This is a genomic window from Mesorhizobium sp. CO1-1-11 (assembly GCF_020164995.1).
Lineage (GTDB): Bacteria > Pseudomonadota > Alphaproteobacteria > Rhizobiales > Rhizobiaceae > Mesorhizobium > Mesorhizobium australicum.
Map to the genome: position 1 here is coordinate 13,335 of NZ_JAIUHE010000024.1, position 20,616 is coordinate 33,950.

The window sequence follows — 20,616 nt, forward strand, 5'->3', positions numbered from 1 at the left end:
TCCATGCCGACCGAAGTCATTCTTCCCAAGGTCGACATGGATATGGCGACCGGACAGATTTCGCGCTGGTTCGCCGAGGAAGGCGCCACGGTCAAGAAGGGCGACGTGCTGTTCGAGATCGAGACCGACAAGGCCGCGATGGAGATCGACGCTCCGGCCAGCGGTGTGTTGCGCGACGTGACCGGCAAGGAAGGAGTCGATATCGCGGTCGGATCGGCGGTGGCTTGGATTTATGCTGACGGCGAGGCTTATAAGGACAAGGCGCCAATCTCACCCCTTGAGGGGGAGATGTCGACGAAGTCGACAGAGGGGGTTGCCTCAGAAGGCACCGCCCTCGCGCTGAGTCCGGTCGAACCGACCCCACCCGACCGGCGTTTGGCCGACCACCCTCCCCTCGAGGGGGAGGGGAAAACCCGCGCTACACCCTTGGCGCGTCGATTGGCTCGTGAAGCAGGACTGAATCTCTCCGGCATATCAGGCACAGGCCCACATGGCCGCGTCGTAAAGGCGGATATCGATGCGGTACTCTCCTCCCCCCTCGAGGGGGAGGTGTCCGCGAAGCGGACGGAGGGGGTCGCCTCAGGAGGCACCGCTTTTGCGCCGAGCCCCGTCGAAGCGACCCCACCCGACCGGCCTTCGGCCGGCCACCCTCCCCTCAAGGGAGAAGGGGACGTGATGAAACTGTTCGAGGAAGGCTCCTACGAACTCGTTCCGCACGACAATATGCGCAAGACCATCGCGCGGCGCCTGGTCGAAGCAAAAACCACCATCCCGCATTTCTATCTGACGCTCGACTGCGAACTCGACGCGCTGCTGGCTTTACGCACTCAGCTCAATGCCGCGGCACCGGTGAAAAAGACCGACAAGGGTGAGGCGCCCGTCTACAAGCTGTCGGTCAACGACATGGTCATCAAGGCGATGGCGATGGCCTTGAAGGCGGTGCCGGATGCCAATGCCTCATGGACCGAGAGCGCCATGGTCAAGCACAGGCATGCCGATGTCGGCGTCGCCGTTTCGATCCCCGGTGGCCTGATCACGCCGATCATCCGGCATGCCGATGAAAAGACGCTGTCGGTCATCTCCAACGAGATGAAGGACCTGGCCAGCCGCGCCCGCAGCCGCAAGCTGAAGCCGGAAGAATATCAAGGCGGCACGACGGCCGTTTCCAATCTCGGCATGTTCGGCATCAAGGACTTTGCCGCCGTCATCAACCCGCCGCATGCGACGATCCTGGCGGTCGGCGCCGGCGAGGAGCGGGCGGTGGTCAGGAACGGCGAGATCAAGATCGCCACCGTGATGTCGGTGACGCTGTCGACTGACCATCGTGCGGTTGATGGCGCGCTGGGGGCCGAACTGCTGGTCGCCTTCAAGAAGCTGATCGAGAATCCGATGGGCATGCTGGTCTAGGCTCCTGCCGTAAGCCGGCGCCAATGATGCGCCGGCTTATGATGAAACGACTTGTCAGGCACCGAACCTTGACCCATGTTCTCTGGTGATCGCGACCAAGGGAGGCCAACATGCCTGCATTCGACCCGTCTGACGTCAAAACCTTGTTCGGCAGGGTCATGGGCGCGTCGCCTTCCGACATCAAGCTGGTGGCGCAGCGCCTGCACGATCATGCTTTCGAGCCACGCATGTCGGCGGAAGAGACAAGGCAGCTTGTCGTCAGCCTCGGTTATGACAGCCTCGATGCGTTCTGCAGTGATATCGGCCTGCCCGCGCATATCGCCGAGCGCTGGAGCCGTTTTGGCGTTTCGGGCGAGATGAAGCAGGTGTTCACCCTGCTGGCGGGGCAGCGCAGACGCGTGGCCGAAGCGATCGCCGAATTCGAATCCATGACCCATGTCGGCGTCGAGGATTTTTTGCGCGAGCGCGGGTTGATTTAAACCCAGGCATCTCAGCCGGCCTTGGCCAGCAGCGCTATAGCGGTGTCGCTGTCGGTGATCAGCACATTGGTGTTGACAGCCTTGAGCGCGGCGAGGATTGCCGCCACCTTGCGCTTTCCGCCGGCGGCCAGCACGACATTCGGCACATGGGCGACAACATCGAGGTCGATCGCCATGACGCGCCGGTTGACTTCGTGATCGACGAGCCTGCCGGCGGCATCGACGAAATAGCATAGCATGTTGGCGACCGCGCCTTTTGCCTTCAAGGGTGTAATCAGCGATGACGGCACGATGTCATGCCGGAAGATGGTGGCATCGGGCGATATGTCGCCGACGGTGAGCAATGCGATGTCGGCCGCCGCGGCGCGCCGGCGCACATCCTGCAGCGTCGGCTGCGCCCACAGGAGATCGCGCAGCGAGGGGTCGTCCACCATCACCGGCGCCGTGATCTGATAGCTGTCCACCTCGAACACATCGGCGACCTTGGCGGCCACGATCGACGGGTTGATCCATTGCGAATGCGGCAGGCTGCCGACAAGCGCCACCACCGAGGCGCGCTTCAAGTGCCGGCGGGCGAGGAAACCCAGGCTGGCATGCAGTGTGGCGCCACCGCCGATCGCCAGCGTCATGCCATCCTGCATCTGCTCGCCGAGATAGGCCGCCACGGCGTGGCCGATGGCCTTCTCCAGATGGTCGTGAACCGAAGGTGTCGGGATGACGACGGCGGCGTTGAGGCCCCAGCGTTTTTCCAGTTCCCGCTCAAGCGCCACCTGTTCGGCTGTCGGCGCGTTGATCATGGTAACGACGATGCCCTCGGCGGTACAGGCGGCCAGCGTACGCATGACCTTCACCCTGGAGACATCGAGCTTTTCGGCAATCTGCTCCTGCGTGAAGCCCTCGACATAATAGAGCCATGCCGTCTTGACGCTGAGGTCCGACGAGACCATCGGCAGGCGAGCCGGTACGGGCTTTTGCGTGGGCATGGATGTCGTCCCTCATGTGTCATGGCCGACGGTTGTCCTCATCCGGGCAAGGCCGCTCTTACGTCAATCGGATGCCGGGTTCGCGGCAGGCCGATTATCGCACAGCTGTGATCATTTGTAATTGACATCGTACATATGAACATATTTTGTTGGTTTCACGCGCTGTGTCATCCACCAGTCATATGCGCCGTGCAGGGAGGAAGAGACGGGGTGCTGGCCAGGGGCCAGACCGGTCATGCACAGACAAGACAGGAGGTCTCATGAAGACGCTATTCATCCAGCTGCTGGCCAGTCAGCTGGCGCTCGCGGCAACTTTGTTTGCCGGCGTGGCAAATGCCGAAACACTGACGCTCTACACATCCCAGCCCGAGGCAGACGCAGCCAAGACCGTGGATGCCTTCAAGAAGGCACAGCCCGGCATCGACGTCACCATCTATCGCTCCGGAACCAGCGACATCCTGACCAAGATGGCGGCCGAGTTCGCCGCAGGCAGCCCGCAGCCCGACGTGCTGCTGATCGCCGACGCGGTGTCGATGGAACTGCTGAAGAAGGACGACCGGCTGCTGGCCTATCCCGAGGCCAAGCTCGACGGCATCGAGGCGGATGCCTATGACGCCGACAAGACTTATTTCGGCAGCAAGCTGATCACTACCGGCATCGTCTACAACACCGCTGCCGCCGAAAAGCCGCAGCATTGGGTGGACCTCGCCAAGCCGGCCTATGCCGATGGCCTGGTCATGCCGAGCCCGCTCTATTCCGGTGCCGCCGCCTACCTGCTTTCGGGCTTCGCCGGCGACAGCAATTATGGCTGGGATTTCTTCCAGAAGCTGAAGACCAACAACACCGTCAGCGTGCGCGGCAATGGCGCGGTGCTGAAGTCGGTGGCGTCGGGCGAGAAGCCCTATGGCATTCTGGTCGATTTCATGGCGATGAACGCCAAGAAGAAGGGTTCGCCCGTCGAATTCGTGTTCCCCAGTGAAGGCGTGCCCGCGGTGACCGAGCCGGTGGCCATCATGAAGACCGCCAAGAACGTCGACGGCGCGAAAAAATTCGTCGACTTCATTCTGTCCGATGAAGGCCAGAAGCTGGCGCTGTCGATGGGTTACCTGCCGGCACGCGCCTCGGTCGGTCGTCCCGACTGGCTGCCGGAAGGCGTCAAGGTCAAGGTGATGCCGTTCGACACCAAGGCGATCGTCGCCGAGACCGACGCCGACAAGGCGAAGTTCCAGGACCTGTTCGGCGGCTGAGCCGTCGATCCCCGCGAGATGCCGTCTCGACGGCATCTCGTCAGTTCCGGTGAGCCCGGCCGCCCCGCTGACCGATCCCAGGAAACGCAATCATGCCGACACGTATCAGGGAGAGCCGGGGCCAGGAAATGGTCCTGACGGCGGTGGTGGCCGTCGTCATCGTCCTGCTTTCGCTGCTGCCCATGCTGCGCCTCGTCAAGGAGATCGTGGCACCCGGCGGTGTCTTGTCGACGGTGGCCGTGGAGGCCGGGCTGAGAAGCCCGGCAACCTGGATCGCGACATGGCATACGCTGGTCGTGGGCATCGGCGGCACTCTTCTGGCGGTGCTGTCGGGAACGCTGGTGGCGGTGCTTGTCTCGCTGACAGACATACGCGGCCGAAGCGCCCTGGTGCTCTGCTACGTCATGCCGCTGATGATCGCGCCGCAGGTGACGGCGCTGGCCTGGCTGCAACTGTTCGGCCCTGCCAGCCCATTCCTCAAGCTTTTCGGGGCGGCGCCGCCGCTCGGCACGAAGAACCCGCTCTACTCGACCTCGGGCATCATCCTGCTGCTTGGCGTCCAATACGGGCCGCTGGTCTTCCTGCTGGTGCGTGCTGGCCTGCGCAAGCTGCCGCGCGAACTGGTCGAAGCGGCGCGCGCCGGCGGTGCGAATTGGTTCACCGTACTGATCACCATCGTGCTGCCCTTGATGACGCCGTCGATCATGGCGGCGGCCGCGCTTGCTTTCGTCTCCTGCGTCGGCAATTTCGGCATTCCGGCCTTTCTCGGCATCCCCGCCAACTACCTGGTGCTGCCGACGCTCATCTATCAGAAGCTGGCCGGCGGGGGCCCGGCGGTACTCGGCGAGACCGCGTTCCTGTCGGTGCTGATCGGCATCATCGCCATGGCCGGCATCCTTGCCCAGGAGGTGATGAGCCGCCGCCGCGACTACCGCATCTCCTCGACATCGCTGCCGGCCGAACCTTATGAACTGGGCCGCTGGCGGCCGGTCGTCCAGGCCGGCATGTGGCTGCTCATCGTGCTGGTGCTGGTCCTGCCGCTGTTCGGGCTGGTGCTGACCTCGCTGGTGCCGGGCTACGGCATCGCGCTCACCGCCAAGACGGCGACGCTCGACAATTACCGTTTCGTGCTGTTCGAGCATGATGCCGCCAGCCGCGCCTTCTTCAACAGTTTCTGGCTGTCGATCGCTGCCGCTTTCTTCGCGGTCCTCGTCGCCGTGCCGATCGGCTATCTCATCGCTTGGGGCAAGCAGCGCTGGGTGCGGCTGCTCAATCTTTCAGTCGAACTGCCGTATGCCTTGCCCGGCGTGGTGCTTGCGATCGCCTCGCTGCTCTTGTTCCTGCGCCCCGTCCCGCTGACCGGCGTCCAGCTCTACAACACCGTCTGGATCATCCTCTATGCCTATCTCGCCCGCTTCCTGGTGCTGGCCTTGCGGCCGACCATCAGCGGCTATCACCAGATCGATCGGGCACTCGAAGAAGCCGCACAAGTTGCGGGCGCCGGCCTGTTCACGCGCATGCGCACCATCGTCTTTCCGCTGGTCGCGCCGGCGGCGATCGCCGGCGGCCTGCTGATCTTCATGACGGCCCTCAGCGAACTCACCGTCTCGGCGCTGCTGTGGTCGTCGGGCTCGGAGACCATCGGCGTTGTCATGTTTTCCTTCGAGCAGGGCGGCGATTCCAACTACGCGGCGGCGATGTCGGTCATCACGGTCGCGGTCACCTTCGTGCTGATGCTGGTGACCAACCTGCTTGCCCCTCATCTTCCGAGCGGAGTTCTGCCATGGCGCGATTGACCCTGGACCATGTGACCAAGAGCTTCGCCGAGTTCGATGCGGTCAAGGACGTTTCGATCGATGTCGCTGACGGCGAATTTCTGGCGGTGCTCGGCCCCTCCGGCTGTGGCAAGACGACATTGCTGCGGCTGGTCGCCGGTTTCGAAAAGGTGACCTCGGGCGAAATCCGCATCGGCAGCGATGTCGTGTCGAACAGCGGCGGCAGCGTCGCGCCGGAAAAGCGGCGCGTCGGCATCGTCTTCCAGAATTACGCGCTGTGGCCGCATATGAGCGTCGCCGAGAATATCGGCTATGCGCTGAAGGTGGCCAAGCTCGACAAGGCGGTTGCGCGCCAAAAAGTGGAAGACGCGCTTGCCCTTGTCAATCTTCAGGGTCTGGGCGAGCGCCGGCCCGCCAATCTTTCCGGCGGCCAGCGCCAGCGGGTGGCCTTGGCGCGTTGCCTGGTGGCGACACCTTCGCTGGTGCTGTTCGACGAGCCACTCGCCAATCTCGACGTCCATCTCAGGGCCTCGATGGAGGACGAGTTCGCCGCCTTCCACAAGCGCACCGGCACGACCATCGTCTACATAACCCATGACCAGGCCGAGGCGATGGCGCTGGCCGACCGCATCGCGGTGATGGACCATGGACGCTTGGCGCAGCTCGCCACCCCGCGTGAACTCTATCATAAGCCGGCAAATGAGATGGTGGCCTCCTTCATTTCGCAAGGCATTCTGCTTCCGGCGGACGTGTTGGCCAGCGAGGACAACGGCCATTGCAAGGTCCGGGTTCTCGGAACCGAGCTGGTGGTCCGTTGCCGGCCTGGCGAGCGGCCGCGCGCCGGCGCCAAGATCTGCTGCCGCCCCGCCGATATCGAGCTTTCGGCCGATGCCTCGGGCTTCGATGGTCTCGTCAAGCGGGCGATCTATCAGGGCGGCGCGGCGCGGATTGAATTCGCGCCGACCGCTGGTCCCGACCTCACCTTGCATTTCGAGCAACCCGATCCGGTTGTGCTGGAGAACGGGGCGCAAGCGCGCCTGCGCATAAAATCCGGCTGGCTGATCCCGGCGGCGGGGACAGCCTCGTGATGATACTGGACCTTGCCGGCGGCTTCGGAGAAAAGGGCCGCACCAGCCTCGCCGTCAACAGCGGCGACGATCGCATCCTGCTCGATGTCGGCATCAAGGTCGGCGCTTCCGGGGCGGAATACTATCCAGCGCTCAACGGGTCGAGCGACGACATCGATGCTGTTTTTGTTTCGCATGCCCATGAGGATCATGTCGGCGCGCTGAGCTGGCTGTTGTCGCGGGGCTATAGCGGCCCGATCTTCATGACGGCGGAGACCCGTGCCGAGGCGCCGGCCACGCTTGCCGCCTATGCCGAGCCGGAGGATTTCAGGCGATTTCCCTTGCCTGAAAACCGCATCGAACTCTTCGAACCAGGCGACACACTCACTAGCGGCAATTTCGTAGTCAGCACGGGACGTTCAGGTCACGTCGTCGGCGGGGTCTGGTTCGCCGTCGACGACGGGACAAGCCGCATCGCCTATTCGGCCGATGTGGTGCCTGACAGCAATGTGTTCGTCATGGACACGATCCCGCATTGCGATCTCCTGGTCTTCGATGCCTCCTACGGGGCGGATCCCGTGCCGGGGGCTGCCCGGGCGCAAGAAATTTCCGAATGGGTGGCGCGGCATCCGCAGGGATGCCTGTTGCCGACGCCGCTGTCTGGCCGATCGCTGGAACTGATCGCGGCCTTGCCGGGGTCGTTCGCCGTCCATGCCGGCATGCGTTCGTCGCTGGAAGCGCAGATCGGCGCGACCGCGTCCCTGTTGCCGGGCATTTCCGAGCTTTTGCTTGCCCGCCTGCGAAGCGCGGCCGACTGGAGCGATGCCGACCCGCTGCCTTCGCTGCCCCTGCTGGCCAATGACGGCATGGGCGAGGCTGGCCCGTCGTCGCACCTTTTGCCTCGCGCCGACGATGCCGGGTTTCCGGTGTTGCTCACCGGGCATCTGCCTTTGGGCTCTCCGGCCGATCTCATGCACAAGGCCGGCCGGGCGGACTGGATACGCATGCCCACCCACCCGACACTGTCGGGCAATGTCGGCATCTGGGAGAAGGCGGGACGCCCCAGGGCGCTGGGCCATTCCTGCGCGCCCGATCTTCTGGGCGAGTTGAAAAGCCATATTCCGTCCTTGCTCACGCAATGCCGTACGGGTCAACGCATCACGGTGGGGCAAGGAAGCGCATCATGAGAATCCTGATCTGCAACGATGACGGCATCGAAGCGCCGGGTCTTGCCCGTCTGGTCAATGCCGCCCTCGGGTTGAGCGACGATGTCTGGGTGGTCGCGCCGGACGGCAAGCGCACCGCCGCCGGCTCGTCGCTGACCATCGCCAGGCCGCTGACGATGCGGCGCGTCAAGCCGAACTGGTATTCGTGCTCGGGCACGCCAGCCGATTGCGTGGTGAGCGCCATGACGTGGCTATTCGCTGATGAACCGAAGCCTGACCTCGTATTGTCGGGCATCAATGACGGCCGCAACGTCGCCGAGGATATCGCCTATTCCGGCACACTGGGTATTGCCCGCGAAGCGAGTTTCTGGGGCATACCCGCGATCGGCTTTTCGCGCGTGAAAAATCCTGACTTCGGCGCTGCCGACGACGAATGGCTTGGCAAGCTGATCGCCTCGCTCTGGCAAGCGCGTGCCGATTGGGCGACAGAGGGCCATTGGCTGAGCGTCAACTTGCCGACCGCGCTGCCGGCCGAAATTCGCCAGCCGCGCATCGGCCGCGACAAGATCGGCCGCACGGCCGAGGTGGTGGAAAGCGCCGGGGATCGCACGATCATTACGGTGCCGCGTGGCCGGGCCCATGCAAGCGAACCGGGGGATGAAAACGCCGCGATCGATGCGGGTTTCGTCAGCATCAACCGGCTGAACTGGTTTGGGGAAACGCGGCTGGACGACGGATTTCTGGACGGAATCCCACGCTGGCGGCAAAGCTAGCCGATCTCCCTGCGCGGCATCCCCCAGATCACCAAGCTGTCAGCGGCTAAATGGCGTCAATCCGGTGCTTATGCTTGAAGCCGCCGCTATTTCATTCCACATCGGAAGAGATGAAGGATGAGACACGCGAATGGCGCCGGAATCTGCTGTGGGCCTTGGCCGCATCGCTGGTCCTGCATGCGCTTGTCGCATCGTTCTTCATCTACGGCCTGTCAAAAGCCTCACAAGAGCCCCAGCAGGAGCAACCGATAAGCGTCGCGCTCGTGCCTCCGCCCGACAAGCCAAAACCGCAGCCGCTCAAAGCCGAGAAGCCGCCGGAACCTAAGGCTGATAAACCCCCCGAGCATAAGGTTGAAAAGCCACCCGAACAGCCGCGCAAACAACCTGACGACACCGCTTTGAAGCGCGTTTTTCAGTATGGCGACAAAGATACCGGACCGAAGAAATCCCTGGATGGGGGGGCGGCCAAGGACAATGCGCCGTCGCCTGCAAAGGATGAGGCCTCGAAGCCTCCGGTCGTGCCCAAGTCCGCCGAGAACAAGCCTGCAGCGACGGCAAACGCGGAGCAGCGGCCGGATGCGAGCAAAGCCGATGAGAATCCGCCAACCGAGCCGACCGTCACCAAGCCCACGCCGAGCGAGGAAAAGCAGGTCACGGAAGACGCTGATAAACAGCAGGCTGCGCCAAAAGCTTCCGATCAGCAAGCAGCCGTAGAGCCAAAGCCGTCGCCAGCCGAGAGCGACGCCAAGACCGGGGCCGCGACCGAAAAGCCCAAGGCCAAAGTCGTCAAGACGATGAAGTTCAAGTCTGAAAAAGCCCTGAAGTCCCGGGCCGGAAAAGCCACCGCCTCAAATTCCACGAACGACGCAGGTGCTGGATCACCAATGTATTCCGGTCTTCCGGGGGTTCGGAAACTCTACTCGCAGGGCGCTACCGGCGACGCGTTGGCCACGAGTTCCATGAGCGGCGTACCTCGCAGTCAGCGCGTTGCGACCCTTTGCGCCAACGTGCTGGACCAGGAGCTGCAGGGTGCCGACTATTCTCCCAAATGGCTGCCGACGATTCCGCTGAAAGCCGGCAATGTTCTCGACCGCCCCGAAGCGGCCTTCAGCACGACAACCACATGGTACCAACTGAGCTTCCGATGCGAGGTGGATACCGATGCGACCAGGGTCCTGTCGTTCGGCTTCCGCGTCGGCTCCGAGATTCCACGCAGCGAATGGCCGCCAAACCATCCTCTTTAGTCTCTGCCACTTAGGCTGGCACACCAAGTCCAGCCAATTGCCGGCTAACTTCATGCCAGTCGGCGCAGACGAGATCGGCACCGGCCGCCGTCAGCCGTGCGGCATGCTCGGCATAAGTATGACCGCCGCCGGTATAGCCGATCGCCGTCATGCCGGCGGCGACCGCGCCCTGGATGCCGAAAGGCGAATCCTCGATGACGATGCAGTCGGCTGGTTTGGCGCCCATCCTGGCAGCCGCGAAAAGGAAGATGTCCGGCGCCGGCTTGCCGTTCTTGACCATCGAGGAACTGTAGATCGCATCGCCGAAGAAGCGTGCCAATCCGGTCACCGCCAGGCTGTGGTTTATACGCTCGATGGAGGACGAGGAGGCAACGCAGCGGCCGCCGGCAAGCGTTTCCAGAAACGAGCCTATTCCAGGCGTTGGCTTCAACTCTTCGGTGAAAAGCACCTTGGTCTCGGCCCAGATATCGCCGTCGGCCGACGCGGGAAACTGATGGCCGGTCAACTCCTTGATCCTGACGATGATGTCGGCCTGTTTCATGCCGACGCACTGGGCGATGATGCCGCCGTGAACGCCCGGCATGCCATGCTTATCGTAGACACGTTCATAGGCCTTGGCGGCCAGTGGCTCGCTGTCGACGAGAACGCCGTCGCAATCGAAAATGATCAGTCTTGACGGCGCCACGCGTTTCTCCCGGCCTCTGTCAGAATTCGCACATCGCTATCGACAAAAAGTCAAATGTTCAATAGCGGGCGCGCTCGGCCTCGTGGATAGGGGGTAATAGAGGCCAATTCAAAGCTGGCGCAAGACGTCGCTGGCGCGGGAGGACCCCAGCGCCCGCTGCATGGCCTGCCGCGACTGTGCGCGATCGGGCGTGATCCAGTTCGGTTCCGCCCCCAGGAAGCGGTCGAGGAAAGCCACGGCATAGGCCGGTATTTCGGTGACGTTCTCGCGATAGGACCACCAGGTGCGCAGGTCGTCGGCGCATTTGTCGATACTGGGCGCCGAGCCAAACTCCTGCTCGTAGATCGCCGAAATCACCGAGACACAGTAGTTGGTGTAGAGAAAGCCTTCCGGCCAGAAACGGATGATGTCCAGCGTGCCGGCATTCTGATCCGTTTCGATGAGCTGGGTGAGGCCGGAGATTTCCCTTGCCGGCGCCTGTTTTATCAGTTCGCGCAGCACGAGGCCGGCGGCAAAGACGATGAAATCGGCGCGGTCGATCGCGGCAAAGCGCTTCTGCGCTTCCATGACCTCGACCCAGTCGAGAAAAGCCCGGGTCAGCTTCGCCTCGTCGATTTCGAAGCGTACGCCGAATGTGTCCGAGACCACCTTGGCGCTGCCGCGGAAGGTGGCGCGGAACCAGCGCAACTGCCGCAGCCGGTGGCGCAGGTCGGGCATGAGGGCCAGTTCATCCCTGAAGGGCAGTTCCATTTCCTGTATCCCGTTTCCCCACAGGTTAGCACAGTCGTGCCCCCGCCGTAATCGCGCGGCGGCCCTGTGGATGACTGTGGTTGAGGTCAATATCATACATATTGACATTCGCGGAAACAAATGTTCTCACTTTGCTGTTGTCGTGCGCCGGTCCAAGGTGCGCCTCGACTGAGGCTTCGGGAGGAAAACCGAATGGCGATTTGGCAGTGGGGACTGCTTCTGCTGGTTATTGTGTGGGCGTTGCAGTCGCTCGGCGTCTGGCTGCAGATGCGGCACTATTCGGATGTCTTCCGGGGCGTCACCGACCAGTACAAGGACGGCTTCGTCGGAGCCGGCAATTTTCGCGGCCGATTTGCCAAGGGAACGATCGCGCTGGTCGTGGTTACGCCCGACTTGATCGTGCGCCGCATGATGGTGATGAGCGGCCGTTCCGTGTTCACCAAATTCAAGCGACATGAAGAATTCGAGGGCGTTCCCCTCGATCGACTCCGGTCCAACCCTGCGATCATGGGGGAGGGGGAACCCGGTGTGGCCGAGGCCGTGAAGCGGGCGATCGAACAGATCGACAAAGCACGGTCGGAGCCGGGGAAGAAGCCGGGTTTGGCCGGCTTGAATGTAGCAAGGGCATAGAGGAGGCCGTGCGCCGACTGGGATCAACCGGCGGGCCGGCATAAGGAGGAGAAATGTCTGTATTTTCGTTGTTGGCGCAGCATGCCGACATGGCCGTGCACAATTTGCATGTCGCGGGTGCCATGGTCTCGGATGCTGCATTGCATGGCAGGCTCGCCGTCGAGCATGCTTCCGATCATCTCGTGATCCTGGCGCAGGCGCAGACCGACAGCGGGCCGGTCACCGCCGATCAGCTGAAGGAACAGCTGAAAAACGTGCAGCAGGAAGAGCAGCTTGGCTGGCTGACTGCCATCGGCAAGTACTTCATCGGCATTTTCCAGAAGGGCGGCGAGGTTTTCGCCGGCTTTGTCACCGGCATCATCCCGACGCTTGTGGTGCTGATGACCGCCTTTTACGCCGTCACCGAACTGGTCGGCGAAGAGCGGGTCCACGGTCTGGCGCGTGGCGCTGGCCGCATCGCGCTGACCCGCTACACCGTGCTGCCGCTGCTGGCGGTGTTCTTCCTCACCAACCCGATGGCTTACACCTTCGGCTCGTTCCTGGAAGAAAAGCACAAGCCGGCCTTCTATGACGCGGCCGTGTCCTACGTGCATCCGCCGCTCGGCCTCTTTCCGCACATCAACCCTGGCGAATATTTCGTCTGGGGAGGCATGCTCGTGGCCTTGCTCGATCTCGAGAAGCGCGGCGTCATCGCCGCCGGCTACCATGTCAAGGTTGCCATCTGGTACGCCATCGTCGGCCTCGTCGTCATCCTGCTCAAGGGCATGCTGACCGAGCGCATCACCGCCATCATGGCACGCCGCCAGGGCGTCGAGCTGTAAGGGCGGGGAGGACATCATGGCCAAGACATACAAAGCCGTACGGATCACCCGCGGCAAAACAGGGTGGGGCGGTCCGCTTGTGATCGAGCCGACCGAACAGCGCAGCAAGGTTGTTTCCGTCACCGGTGGTGGTATTCATCCGGTGGCGCAGCTCATCGCCGATATGACCGGCGCTGAAGCCGTCGACGGCTTCAAGGCGCCGCCGATCGAAAGCGAAATGGCGGTTGTCGTCGTCGACTGCGGCGGCACCGCACGATGCGGCGTCTATCCGCGCAAGCGTATCCCGACCGTCAACCTGACGCCGGTCGGACAGTCCGGGCCGCTCGCCCAGTTCATCACCGAGGATATCTACGTTTCGGGCGTCAAGCCGGCCGACGTCACAATGGCGGACGGGTCCGAGGCGGTCACGACTGCAGGGGGAGCAGCATCGATGAGTTCGACCAACAACACAGCAACGCCGACGGCGCTGCCCAGCGAGGGTGGCCTGATCGGTTTCATCAGCACGATCGGCCGCGTCATGGGTCGTGTCGTCGGCATCTTCTTCAATGCCGGCCGCCGCACCATCGATCAGGTCATCCGCAACGTGCTGCCGTTCATGGCCTTCGTGACCATGCTCATCGGCCTGATCCTGTATACCGGCGTCGGTGACGTGCTGGCGCAGCCGATGGGTCCGCTGGCCAACAATATCGTCGGCCTGCTGATCATCTCGGCCATTTGCGGCCTGCCGTTCCTGTCGCCCATCCTGGGCCCAGGCGCTGTCATCGCGCAGGTTATCGGCGTCGCCATCATCGGCCCGCAGATTGCCAACGGCACGATCTCTCCGGCGATGGCGCTGCCGGCTCTGTTTGCCTACAACACCCAGGTGGGCTGCGACTTCGTTCCCGTCGGCCTCGCACTGGGTGAAGCCAAGCCGAAAACCATCGAAATCGGCGTGCCGGCGGTGCTCATCAGCCGCCAGATCATGGGTCCGGTCTCGGTGCTGATCGCCTGGGTCGTCTCCCTGATCGTGTTCTAAACAGCAGAAATAACGAGGTTCGCCATATGTCGGTTCTTCTCAAGACGCGGGTCACGGCAATAGGACCCGAAGTGGCGGACCTCGCCGAGGGCGGCGTGGTCATCCTGTTCGCGGATGGCTCCCCACCGGAGCTTGCCGAGGTCTCGGTGCTCCACAAGGCCGAGATCGGACCCAGCGACGGCGCGCCTGAAAAGGGCGCGTCGATCACCCTTGGCCCGGTTTCGGCTGTCATAACCGCCGTCGGCTCCAGCGCCTGGAGCAAGGTGCTCGAGATGGGCCACGTCGTCATCTCGTTCAACGGCGCCAGCGAGGCCGAAAGGCCGGGCGAGATCTGCGCATCGCAGGTCGATACGCAAGCCCTCGTGTCAGCGCTGAAGACAGACGCGATCATCACCATCGCCGCCTGAAAGCATTCGCGCCCAGCCAGTCTGGCTTTGGCGCCCAAAAAAGCAGAGTATTTGCCATGGAACGCTCGACCATCGTCAGAGTGCATGAAGGTTTGCACGCCCGTCCCGCCACGCGCTTCGTCAAGCTCGCCAAGGCTTTCGAATCCGACGTCGAACTGGTCAAGGACGGCAAGGCGGTCAGTGCCAAGAGTTCGGTCAAGCTGATGCTGCTGGCGGTCAAGGAAAACCAGGAAGTCACCGTGCGGGCGAACGGCGCCGACGCCATCGAGGCGATCGAGGCGCTGATCGGCTATCTCGAGAACCCCAAGGCGGGTCTCGACGACGAAGACACCCACGCTCCAGCCAATGACCAGGGCAAGGAAGCGGCACTCGCGCCAGCGCCACGGTCCGCGCCGGCTGCATCAGGCGAAGCAAGCAGTGGTTTGCGCGGTGTCGCCGCAAGCGAGGGCGTCGCCATCGGGCCGGCTTTTGCACATTTCCCGCCCGACATCGCCGGGCAGGGCCGCATGCTGCAGGCCGATGAGATCGCCGGCGAGATCGACAGGTTTCGCACCGCCGTCGCCGCCGTCCAGGCACGCATGGACCGGGCCTTGGCGCAGGACAGTCTGTCGGCCGGTGACCGGGGCATCGTCGCGGCGCTGAGGGATATCGCCGCCGACGACAGCCTGACCGGCGAGGCCGAGAAGGCAATCAGGGGCGGCAATGACGCGGTCTCGGCCACGATCACCGCCGCCTCCACCATCGCCGCCGATTTCAGCGCCGTCGACGATCATTATCTCAATGCGCGGGCGGACGATATCCATGCGGTCGGACGGCAGATCAGCCTGGTGCTGCTTGGCCAGGACGACGTCAGTCTCGAAAACATCCCGCAAGGTGCGATCCTGATCGCCGACGATATCGGCGCCTGGGATCTGGCGCGGGCGCCGCTGAAACGCATCGGCGGCGTGGTGTGCGGCCATGGCGGCGCCACCTCGCACATCGCCATCATCGCCCGCTCGCATGGCATTCCGGCGGTGCTCGGCCTTGGCGACCGGATCCACCTCTTGCGCACGGCACAAGAGGTGGCGCTCGACGGCAACAGCGGCCAGGTGATCATCGACCCCGATGCGGCGACGCGCGCCGATTTCGCCGGTCGTGTCCAAGCGGCGGCGAAGGAGCGTGCCGGCCTTGCGGCTTTCAAGACGGTGACGCCGAAGCTGGCGGACGGCAGGGTCATCGAGGTCGCGGCCAATATCGGCTCGCTGGAAGAGATCGAGGCAGCGCAAGAGGCCGGCGCCATGGGTGTCGGCCTGTTCCGCACCGAGCTCCTGTTCATGCGCCATATGCACCTTCCGTCGGAGGACATGCAGGCCGAGACCTATGCGGCGCTGGCCAAGGCCTTCGCACCCTATCCGGTCATCGTGCGCACGCTCGACATCGGCGGCGACAAGCCGATCGCCGGCATCGAGTTCCCCGACGAGGAGAACCCCTTCCTCGGGTGGCGGGGCATCCGCATGTGCCTCGACCGGCCCGATATCTTCAAGCGCCAGCTCAGGGCGCTGCTGAGGGCCGCCGTGCACGGCAACATCAAGGTGATGCTGCCGATGGTCTCCGATCTTGGCGAGGTGCGGCAGACGCGCGTTCTTGTCGACGAATGCGCCGCCGAACTCAAGGCCGAAGGCGTGCCGCATGCGACGTTCGATCTCGGCGTGATGATCGAAACCCCGGCCGCCGTGCTGATCGCCCCGGCACTGGCCAAGGAAGTGGCTTTCTTCTCGATCGGCACCAACGACCTGACCCAGTACATCATGGCGGCCGATCGGCTCAACCCGACCGTTGCGAAGCTCAACGACGTCACCAATCCGGCGGTCATGTCGGCGATCGGGCTGACGGCCAAGGCCGGCGTCGCCGCCGGCATCATGGTCGGCATGTGCGGCGAAGCGGCGGGCCGGCCGGATCTCATTCCGGCCTTCCTGGAGATGGGCCTGACCGAGCTGTCGATGAGCCCGGCCTCGATCCAGCGCGCCAAGAAGACGATCACGGCGATGGCAGCCGGGGAGTAGTTCCCGCAACCGCCGCTGGAGCTTACGGCAGATGCGCAAGCAAGGTGGCGAACACAGGTGCCAATTCATCGACCGGGCTCGCCTTGGCGCAGGCCTGGGCAATGCGCTCATGACGTATGTCGGCCGCCAGAATCGCGATTTCCAGCATGTCGGGCTCCGGCGCGCCGTCACGACCGGTGGTCGCCAGGCCGCAGGCCAGGACGACCGGCGCCAGGCAGCTTACGTCGAGCGCCTGGCCGCCGGCAGCGCTCGTTTCCGGCGCGGCTTCGCCAAAGCGGACCGGACGCTGGTTGAGCAACTCGACCAGCAGTGCCGCGCAGATGGCCGCGATGGCCTGCAGTCCGGCACCCGGCGCGGCCAGCGCAGCCAACAATTCGCCATGGCGCTTGCGCATGGCCGCGTGGACGGCGGCGAACCCGGCTTCATGGATACGGGCGTGGTCGATCTTCAGCCCGGCAAGCACTGCCTTGGTCAGATAGTACATGTCGCGCCGGAACAGGCGCTCGGCGCTCAATTGCTGGTCTTCGTCACCGGCCGGGAAATAGGTGGCGAGGCCTTTTACGGTCGTTCCATCCACTCTTATCGGGCGCTCGTGCGGGACGAAGGATTCGGCGATCGACAGCGCTTCGTCGACGGCACTCGCGGCATGGCTGAGCAGGCCTTCGATGCCTTTGCCCGGAAATGGCGGCAGATGGCTGGTTGCTTCGCGCAGCAGGCTGGCCTCGCTGGCGCCGTCATGGCGGCTCTGGCGGATGATGTCGCGGACTTCCCGCAGCCGGTCCTTGAGGTTGACGCGGACATCTTCGGAGATTTGTCGGAGCATCGCGGTTAGCCTCGAATGTGCCGTGCGGCGCCACCTGCGACGGGCACCACCGACTCTACATTGTTCCTATCGATTGGTAGATCAATAGGCGATACTAGACCAGCATGCAGAATCGGCGACGGCGCACTCGTCCGCCGCGGGGGAGGGATGATTGGCCAGGGGACGACAAATCGTGGAAAGACAGCCCGAGGAAAGGCGGGCCGACGAAAGGCGGGCAGGAGCGGAAGCGACCGAGCAGATCGTCAGCGAGAGCCGCACGGACCGCCTCAGGATCCGCGCCGCCTGGATGTATTTCGTCGAGCAGATGACGCAGAACGAGATCGCCGATGTGCTCGGCGTCGGCCGCGTCACCATCGTGCGCATGCTGGCGGAGGCGCGGTCGCGCAACGAGGTCAAGATCACCATCGAGAGCGAGCTTCTGGAGATCGTGCGGCTGGAGCGCGCGCTGGAAAAGACCTTCGGCCTCCAGCAGGCGCTGGTGGCGCCGCTGACGGCGGCCAGTGCCGATCCGATCCCGGCAATAGCCGCCAAGACCGGCATGTTCCTGTCCGACGCTATGAAATCCGGCATGCAGGTCGGTGTCGGCTGGGGCAATACGCTGTTCCACACCTTGCCGTTCATCAGCGCCAAATCGCTGACCGATTTCAAGGTGATTTCGCTGCTTGGCGGCGTCGGCGTCGCGCGCCGGGTCAACCCGGCCGAGTTCGCCTGGCGCTTCGCCCAGATCTTCCAGGGCGACGGCTATCTGATGCCGACGCCAGCCGTCGTCGACAGCGTCGAGACCAAGATCGCGCTGATCGAACGCTGCGGCCTGCAGGAGGTTTTTGAAATGGCCGACGCGCTCGACGCCGTTCTGCTGAGTGTCGGCGGGATCGCTTCGGCCACCACCTTCTCGCGCGGCGGCTTCCTCAGGGAAGCGGACCGGGAGGCGCTGCTGGCGCGCGGCGCCGTCGGGGACCTCCTGTTCCACTTCTACGACCGCAATGGCGATCTGGTCGATCATCCCGTCAACAACCATGTGATGTCGGTGGATGTCGACCGGCTGCGCAAGGCGCCAATCCGCATTCTGACCTCCGGCGGCGCGGAGAAGACCGACGCCCTGCTCGGCGCAATGAACCTGATTGCGCCCACAATCCTGATCACCGACGAGGAGAGTGCAAGGCGGATTCTGGCGGCGGTCAGCGAAAGCTGAAGGACCCCATCGTATAGTCCGGCCAGGCCTTATGCTCATCGAAGACAGCGGCGAGGTCAGGCGTGTCGGCCAATATCCCACCCATCACCAGTGCCGTCGCGATGCCGACGCCATTGCCGCCTGCAATATCGTGTTCGACGCTGTCGCCGACGCAGACCACGCTGCCGCGCTTTGGTTCGCCGGCGAGCGCGAGCGCCGCTTCGAAGATCGCCGGGCCGGGCTTGCCGATGCGGGTGACGCTGCCGCCCAGGCTCTCGTAAAGATCGGCGATCTCGCCGGCGCCGAAGCGGGGCCCGACCGCCGTCAGCATGATCTTGTCGGGATTGGTGCAGAAGCATGGCACTTTTCGCGCCGCCGCCGGGGCCAGCAAGCGGCGATAATGGTCGAGGTCGTAGCGGTCGCCCTCGCTGGCCGCGATCAGTACCAGGTTGGCGGTATCGCCGGTTCCGGTCAATACAAAAGGCAGGCCCTCGATCGCTGTGCGGTCATTATCGCGGCTGATCAACAGGCAGTTCGTGCCGGGCCGCAACGCTCCGGTCGCCGCCATTTCGTGGAAGGATCGCCACGCCACCTCGCCGGAGGAAACGAAATGATCCCAGCTTCCGGGCTCGAAGCCGAGCCTCAGCAAACGGTCTTCGTTGGGCTTGGCGCGCCTGCCGGAGTTGGAGACCAGCACCACGGTCTTTCCGGCGCGCTTCAGTGCCGCCAAGGCCACCACCGCACCGGGATAGGGGGCCGAGCCGTCATGCAGCACGCCGAACTGGTCGACCAGGAAGACCTGGTAGCGCTCCTCCAGCGGTCCGATGCCGTCGAGGCGTTCAGCCAGTTTCCCGCTCATAGCAGCCCCACCTCGTTCGCACCCTTCAACGCCAGGCGCGCCGCTCCGGCAGCGGCCTCGTCCGACAAAGCCGGCAAGAACGCAACGCCGAGCTTACGCTGCCGGATCGCGCTCCACGCCGGATTTGCCGCGCCGCCGCCGACGCTGCGCACCGAAGTCAGCGCCGGCGCGCCGAGCTCGCCAAGCCGGCGATAGCCGAGCGCTTCGATCGCGGCCATGCCTTCGAACATCGCCTTGAGATAGTCGGCATCATCCGCCGGGCGCGGGACGAGGCGCGGGGGGAGCGCCGGATCGGCGATGGGGAACCGTTCGCCAGTCGTCCCAAGCGGATAGTAGTCGAGGCCGGTCTCGGTCGCGGGGTCGATCATGGTGCTGAGCTCGATGATCCGCGCGAGCGGAAAATGCCGCGCCAGCACCTTGCCACCGGAATTCGATGCGCCGCCGGCCAGCCAGGTGTCGCCAAGACGATGGCTGTAGATGCCGAAGCGCGGCGCCGAGATCGGCCGGTCGGACAGGATCTTGATGGTCAGCGAGGAACCCAATGCGGTGACGCCGTCGCCGGCTGCCGCAGCGCCCGTCGCCAGGAATGAGGCGCAGCCGTCCGTGGTGCCGGCAACCACAACCACATCGCGCGGCAGGCCGAAAAGCGCGGCGGCGGCCGTGGTAAGCGTGCCGCTGACCTCGCCCGGCTCGACGACATCAGGCAGTAAATTCATGCGCATGCCGGTGGCCGCGATCCAATCCGGCCAGCGGCGGGCCTCGACGTCATAGCCGGTCTTGAGCGCATTGTTCTCGTCGCTGACGTCGAAGCGTCCGGACAGGTTGCCGGCGATCCAGTCGGCCTGGTGCAGCACGGCCGCCGCGCCAGGCAGACGCTGGAATCGGAGCGCCTTGGCGAGGCCTGAAGTCGGCCCGTGGGCGGCGCTCGTTTCCGGCGCCTCGCGGGCGACAATGGCCAGGATGTCTCCGTCATCGACCTTGTCGTTGTACATCAGCGGCTCGGCCAGGGGCCGCCCATCAGTGTCGACCGGCAGCAGCGTGCCCGATGTGCCGTCGACGGCGATGGCGCGGACCGTGGCACGGTCTATGCTTGAAAGCAGCCCGGCCAGCGCCGCCTGGACCGCTTGCCACCATGTCCGGGGATCGCGAGGGTTCGGGCCGAACCTGTCGAGAGGCACGGCGGATTGGGCGGCAATGGAAAAATCCTGGCGCATGGCGACCGCTCGGGCGCCGGAGGTGCCGATGTCGATGCCGACGACAAGTGGCGTCATG

20 protein-coding genes are annotated in these 20,616 nt (G+C 64.1%); 14 read left to right on the forward strand and 6 right to left on the reverse strand.

Going from position 1 to position 20,616, the window contains the following annotated elements:
• Window positions 1-3: 3 nt before the first annotated feature.
• Together LB554_RS24620 and LB554_RS24625 are read left to right on the forward strand one after the other, a co-directional pair.
• Window positions 4-1,407, forward strand: a complete 1,404-nt coding sequence (locus LB554_RS24620; protein WP_224587361.1) for a pyruvate dehydrogenase complex dihydrolipoamide acetyltransferase — start codon at window positions 4-6, stop codon at window positions 1,405-1,407.
• Window positions 1,408-1,517: 110 nt separating this feature from the next.
• A complete protein-coding gene (locus tag LB554_RS24625; RefSeq protein WP_015315457.1) occupies window positions 1,518-1,886 on the forward strand; it encodes a hypothetical protein in 369 nt (122 codons plus the stop codon).
• Window positions 1,887-1,897: 11 nt separating this feature from the next.
• On the opposite strand, the gene LB554_RS24630 is transcribed toward LB554_RS24625, so the two are convergent.
• Window positions 1,898-2,869, reverse strand: a complete 972-nt coding sequence (locus LB554_RS24630; RefSeq protein ID WP_224587363.1) for a sugar-binding transcriptional regulator — start codon at window positions 2,867-2,869, stop codon at window positions 1,898-1,900.
• Window positions 2,870-3,129: 260 nt separating this feature from the next.
• Between LB554_RS24630 and LB554_RS24635 the strand changes: the two genes are divergently transcribed.
• The 6 genes from LB554_RS24635 to LB554_RS24660 all read left to right on the forward strand — a co-directional run bounded on the left by LB554_RS24635 (window position 3,130) and on the right by LB554_RS24660 (window position 10,141).
• The gene (locus LB554_RS24635; RefSeq protein WP_224587365.1) at window positions 3,130-4,116 is read left to right on the forward strand and encodes an ABC transporter substrate-binding protein; all 987 of its coding nucleotides are present in this window, start codon (window positions 3,130-3,132) and stop codon (window positions 4,114-4,116) included.
• 92 nt (window positions 4,117-4,208) lie between these two features.
• Window positions 4,209-5,912, forward strand: a complete 1,704-nt coding sequence (locus tag LB554_RS24640) for an ABC transporter permease (RefSeq protein ID WP_224587367.1) — start codon at window positions 4,209-4,211, stop codon at window positions 5,910-5,912.
• Window positions 5,900-6,979 (forward strand): ABC transporter ATP-binding protein, encoded by a 1,080-nt coding sequence (locus tag LB554_RS24645; RefSeq protein WP_140874912.1) that lies wholly within the window; start codon window positions 5,900-5,902, stop codon window positions 6,977-6,979. The genes LB554_RS24640 and LB554_RS24645 overlap by 13 nt, the downstream gene beginning before the upstream one ends.
• On the forward strand, window positions 6,979-8,145 hold the full coding sequence (locus tag LB554_RS24650; protein ID WP_140616897.1) for an MBL fold metallo-hydrolase: 1,167 nt from the start codon (window positions 6,979-6,981) through the stop codon (window positions 8,143-8,145). Before LB554_RS24645 ends, LB554_RS24650 begins: the two co-directional genes overlap by 1 nt.
• Window positions 8,142-8,897 carry a 5'/3'-nucleotidase SurE gene (locus LB554_RS24655; protein WP_224587369.1) on the forward strand — a complete coding sequence of 252 codons (756 nt, stop codon included), beginning with the start codon at window positions 8,142-8,144 and terminating at the stop codon, window positions 8,895-8,897. Before LB554_RS24650 ends, LB554_RS24655 begins: the two co-directional genes overlap by 4 nt.
• Before the next feature lie 110 nt (window positions 8,898-9,007).
• Window positions 9,008-10,141, forward strand: coding sequence for a DUF930 domain-containing protein (locus tag LB554_RS24660; RefSeq protein ID WP_140616898.1), 1,134 nt, complete (start codon window positions 9,008-9,010; stop codon window positions 10,139-10,141).
• Between the two features lie 10 nt (window positions 10,142-10,151).
• On the opposite strand, the gene LB554_RS24665 is transcribed toward LB554_RS24660, so the two are convergent.
• Together LB554_RS24665 and LB554_RS24670 are read right to left on the reverse strand one after the other, a co-directional pair.
• Window positions 10,152-10,826, reverse strand: coding sequence for an HAD family hydrolase (locus tag LB554_RS24665; RefSeq protein ID WP_224587371.1), 675 nt, complete (start codon window positions 10,824-10,826; stop codon window positions 10,152-10,154).
• A gap of 108 nt (window positions 10,827-10,934) precedes the next feature.
• Window positions 10,935-11,576: a hypothetical protein gene (locus tag LB554_RS24670; protein ID WP_140712793.1), complete on the reverse strand. Its 642-nt coding sequence runs from the start codon at window positions 11,574-11,576 to the stop codon at window positions 10,935-10,937.
• 192 nt (window positions 11,577-11,768) lie between these two features.
• On the opposite strand from LB554_RS24670, the gene LB554_RS24675 reads away from it, so the two are divergent.
• Genes LB554_RS24675 through ptsP form a run of 5 tightly spaced genes read left to right on the forward strand, consistent with a single transcriptional unit; the run spans window position 11,769 to window position 16,491 of the window.
• Window positions 11,769-12,206: a transcriptional regulator GutM gene (locus LB554_RS24675; protein ID WP_015315467.1), complete on the forward strand. Its 438-nt coding sequence runs from the start codon at window positions 11,769-11,771 to the stop codon at window positions 12,204-12,206.
• Between the two features lie 53 nt (window positions 12,207-12,259).
• A complete protein-coding gene (locus LB554_RS24680) occupies window positions 12,260-13,027 on the forward strand; it encodes a PTS glucitol/sorbitol transporter subunit IIC (protein ID WP_224587373.1) in 768 nt (255 codons plus the stop codon).
• 16 nt (window positions 13,028-13,043) lie between these two features.
• Window positions 13,044-14,042, forward strand: a complete 999-nt coding sequence (locus tag LB554_RS24685; protein ID WP_224526448.1) for a PTS glucitol/sorbitol transporter subunit IIB — start codon at window positions 13,044-13,046, stop codon at window positions 14,040-14,042.
• 26 nt (window positions 14,043-14,068) lie between these two features.
• Window positions 14,069-14,449 carry a PTS glucitol/sorbitol transporter subunit IIA gene (locus LB554_RS24690; protein ID WP_224587375.1) on the forward strand — a complete coding sequence of 127 codons (381 nt, stop codon included), beginning with the start codon at window positions 14,069-14,071 and terminating at the stop codon, window positions 14,447-14,449.
• A gap of 56 nt (window positions 14,450-14,505) precedes the next feature.
• Entirely contained in the window at window positions 14,506-16,491 is a 1,986-nt protein-coding gene (ptsP, locus tag LB554_RS24695) for a phosphoenolpyruvate--protein phosphotransferase (RefSeq protein WP_224587377.1), read from the forward strand.
• Between the two features lie 22 nt (window positions 16,492-16,513).
• On the opposite strand, the gene LB554_RS24700 is transcribed toward ptsP, so the two are convergent.
• The gene (locus tag LB554_RS24700) at window positions 16,514-17,314 is read right to left on the reverse strand and encodes a hypothetical protein (RefSeq protein WP_015315472.1); all 801 of its coding nucleotides are present in this window, start codon (window positions 17,312-17,314) and stop codon (window positions 16,514-16,516) included.
• Window positions 17,315-17,486: 172 nt separating this feature from the next.
• Here LB554_RS24700 and LB554_RS24705 point away from each other — a divergent pair, with 172 nt between their 5' ends.
• Window positions 17,487-18,506 (forward strand): sugar-binding transcriptional regulator, encoded by a 1,020-nt coding sequence (locus tag LB554_RS24705; protein WP_224587379.1) that lies wholly within the window; start codon window positions 17,487-17,489, stop codon window positions 18,504-18,506.
• Here LB554_RS24705 and LB554_RS24710 read toward each other — a convergent pair.
• Window positions 18,493-19,344, reverse strand: a complete 852-nt coding sequence (locus tag LB554_RS24710) for a TIGR01459 family HAD-type hydrolase (protein ID WP_224587381.1) — start codon at window positions 19,342-19,344, stop codon at window positions 18,493-18,495. The genes LB554_RS24705 and LB554_RS24710 overlap by 14 nt on opposite strands.
• Window positions 19,341-20,615, reverse strand: coding sequence for an FGGY-family carbohydrate kinase (locus LB554_RS24715; protein ID WP_224587383.1), 1,275 nt, complete (start codon window positions 20,613-20,615; stop codon window positions 19,341-19,343). The genes LB554_RS24710 and LB554_RS24715 overlap by 4 nt, the downstream gene beginning before the upstream one ends.
• Between the last annotated feature and the right edge of the window lies 1 nt (window position 20,616).

What these genes read in the sequence shown, in the direction of transcription:
- LB554_RS24620 (WP_224587361.1), top strand. Translation starts at nt 4, where the DNA reads ATGCCGACCGAAGTCATTCTTCCCAAGGTCGACATGGATATGGCGACC.
- LB554_RS24625 (WP_015315457.1), top strand. Translation starts at nt 1,518, where the DNA reads ATGCCTGCATTCGACCCGTCTGACGTCAAAACCTTGTTCGGCAGGGTC.
- LB554_RS24630 (WP_224587363.1), bottom strand. Translation starts at nt 2,869, where the DNA reads ATGCCCACGCAAAAGCCCGTACCGGCTCGCCTGCCGATGGTCTCGTCG.
- LB554_RS24635 (WP_224587365.1), top strand. Translation starts at nt 3,130, where the DNA reads ATGAAGACGCTATTCATCCAGCTGCTGGCCAGTCAGCTGGCGCTCGCG.
- LB554_RS24640 (WP_224587367.1), top strand. Translation starts at nt 4,209, where the DNA reads ATGCCGACACGTATCAGGGAGAGCCGGGGCCAGGAAATGGTCCTGACG.
- LB554_RS24645 (WP_140874912.1), top strand. Translation starts at nt 5,900, where the DNA reads ATGGCGCGATTGACCCTGGACCATGTGACCAAGAGCTTCGCCGAGTTC.
- LB554_RS24650 (WP_140616897.1), top strand. Translation starts at nt 6,979, where the DNA reads ATGATACTGGACCTTGCCGGCGGCTTCGGAGAAAAGGGCCGCACCAGC.
- LB554_RS24655 (WP_224587369.1), top strand. Translation starts at nt 8,142, where the DNA reads ATGAGAATCCTGATCTGCAACGATGACGGCATCGAAGCGCCGGGTCTT.
- LB554_RS24660 (WP_140616898.1), top strand. Translation starts at nt 9,008, where the DNA reads ATGAAGGATGAGACACGCGAATGGCGCCGGAATCTGCTGTGGGCCTTG.
- LB554_RS24670 (WP_140712793.1), bottom strand. Translation starts at nt 11,576, where the DNA reads ATGGAACTGCCCTTCAGGGATGAACTGGCCCTCATGCCCGACCTGCGC.
- LB554_RS24675 (WP_015315467.1), top strand. Translation starts at nt 11,769, where the DNA reads ATGGCGATTTGGCAGTGGGGACTGCTTCTGCTGGTTATTGTGTGGGCG.
- LB554_RS24680 (WP_224587373.1), top strand. Translation starts at nt 12,260, where the DNA reads ATGTCTGTATTTTCGTTGTTGGCGCAGCATGCCGACATGGCCGTGCAC.
- LB554_RS24685 (WP_224526448.1), top strand. Translation starts at nt 13,044, where the DNA reads ATGGCCAAGACATACAAAGCCGTACGGATCACCCGCGGCAAAACAGGG.
- LB554_RS24690 (WP_224587375.1), top strand. Translation starts at nt 14,069, where the DNA reads ATGTCGGTTCTTCTCAAGACGCGGGTCACGGCAATAGGACCCGAAGTG.
- ptsP (WP_224587377.1), top strand. Translation starts at nt 14,506, where the DNA reads ATGGAACGCTCGACCATCGTCAGAGTGCATGAAGGTTTGCACGCCCGT.
- LB554_RS24700 (WP_015315472.1), bottom strand. Translation starts at nt 17,314, where the DNA reads ATGCTCCGACAAATCTCCGAAGATGTCCGCGTCAACCTCAAGGACCGG.
- LB554_RS24710 (WP_224587381.1), bottom strand. Translation starts at nt 19,344, where the DNA reads ATGAGCGGGAAACTGGCTGAACGCCTCGACGGCATCGGACCGCTGGAG.
- LB554_RS24715 (WP_224587383.1), bottom strand. Translation starts at nt 20,615, where the DNA reads ATGACGCCACTTGTCGTCGGCATCGACATCGGCACCTCCGGCGCCCGA.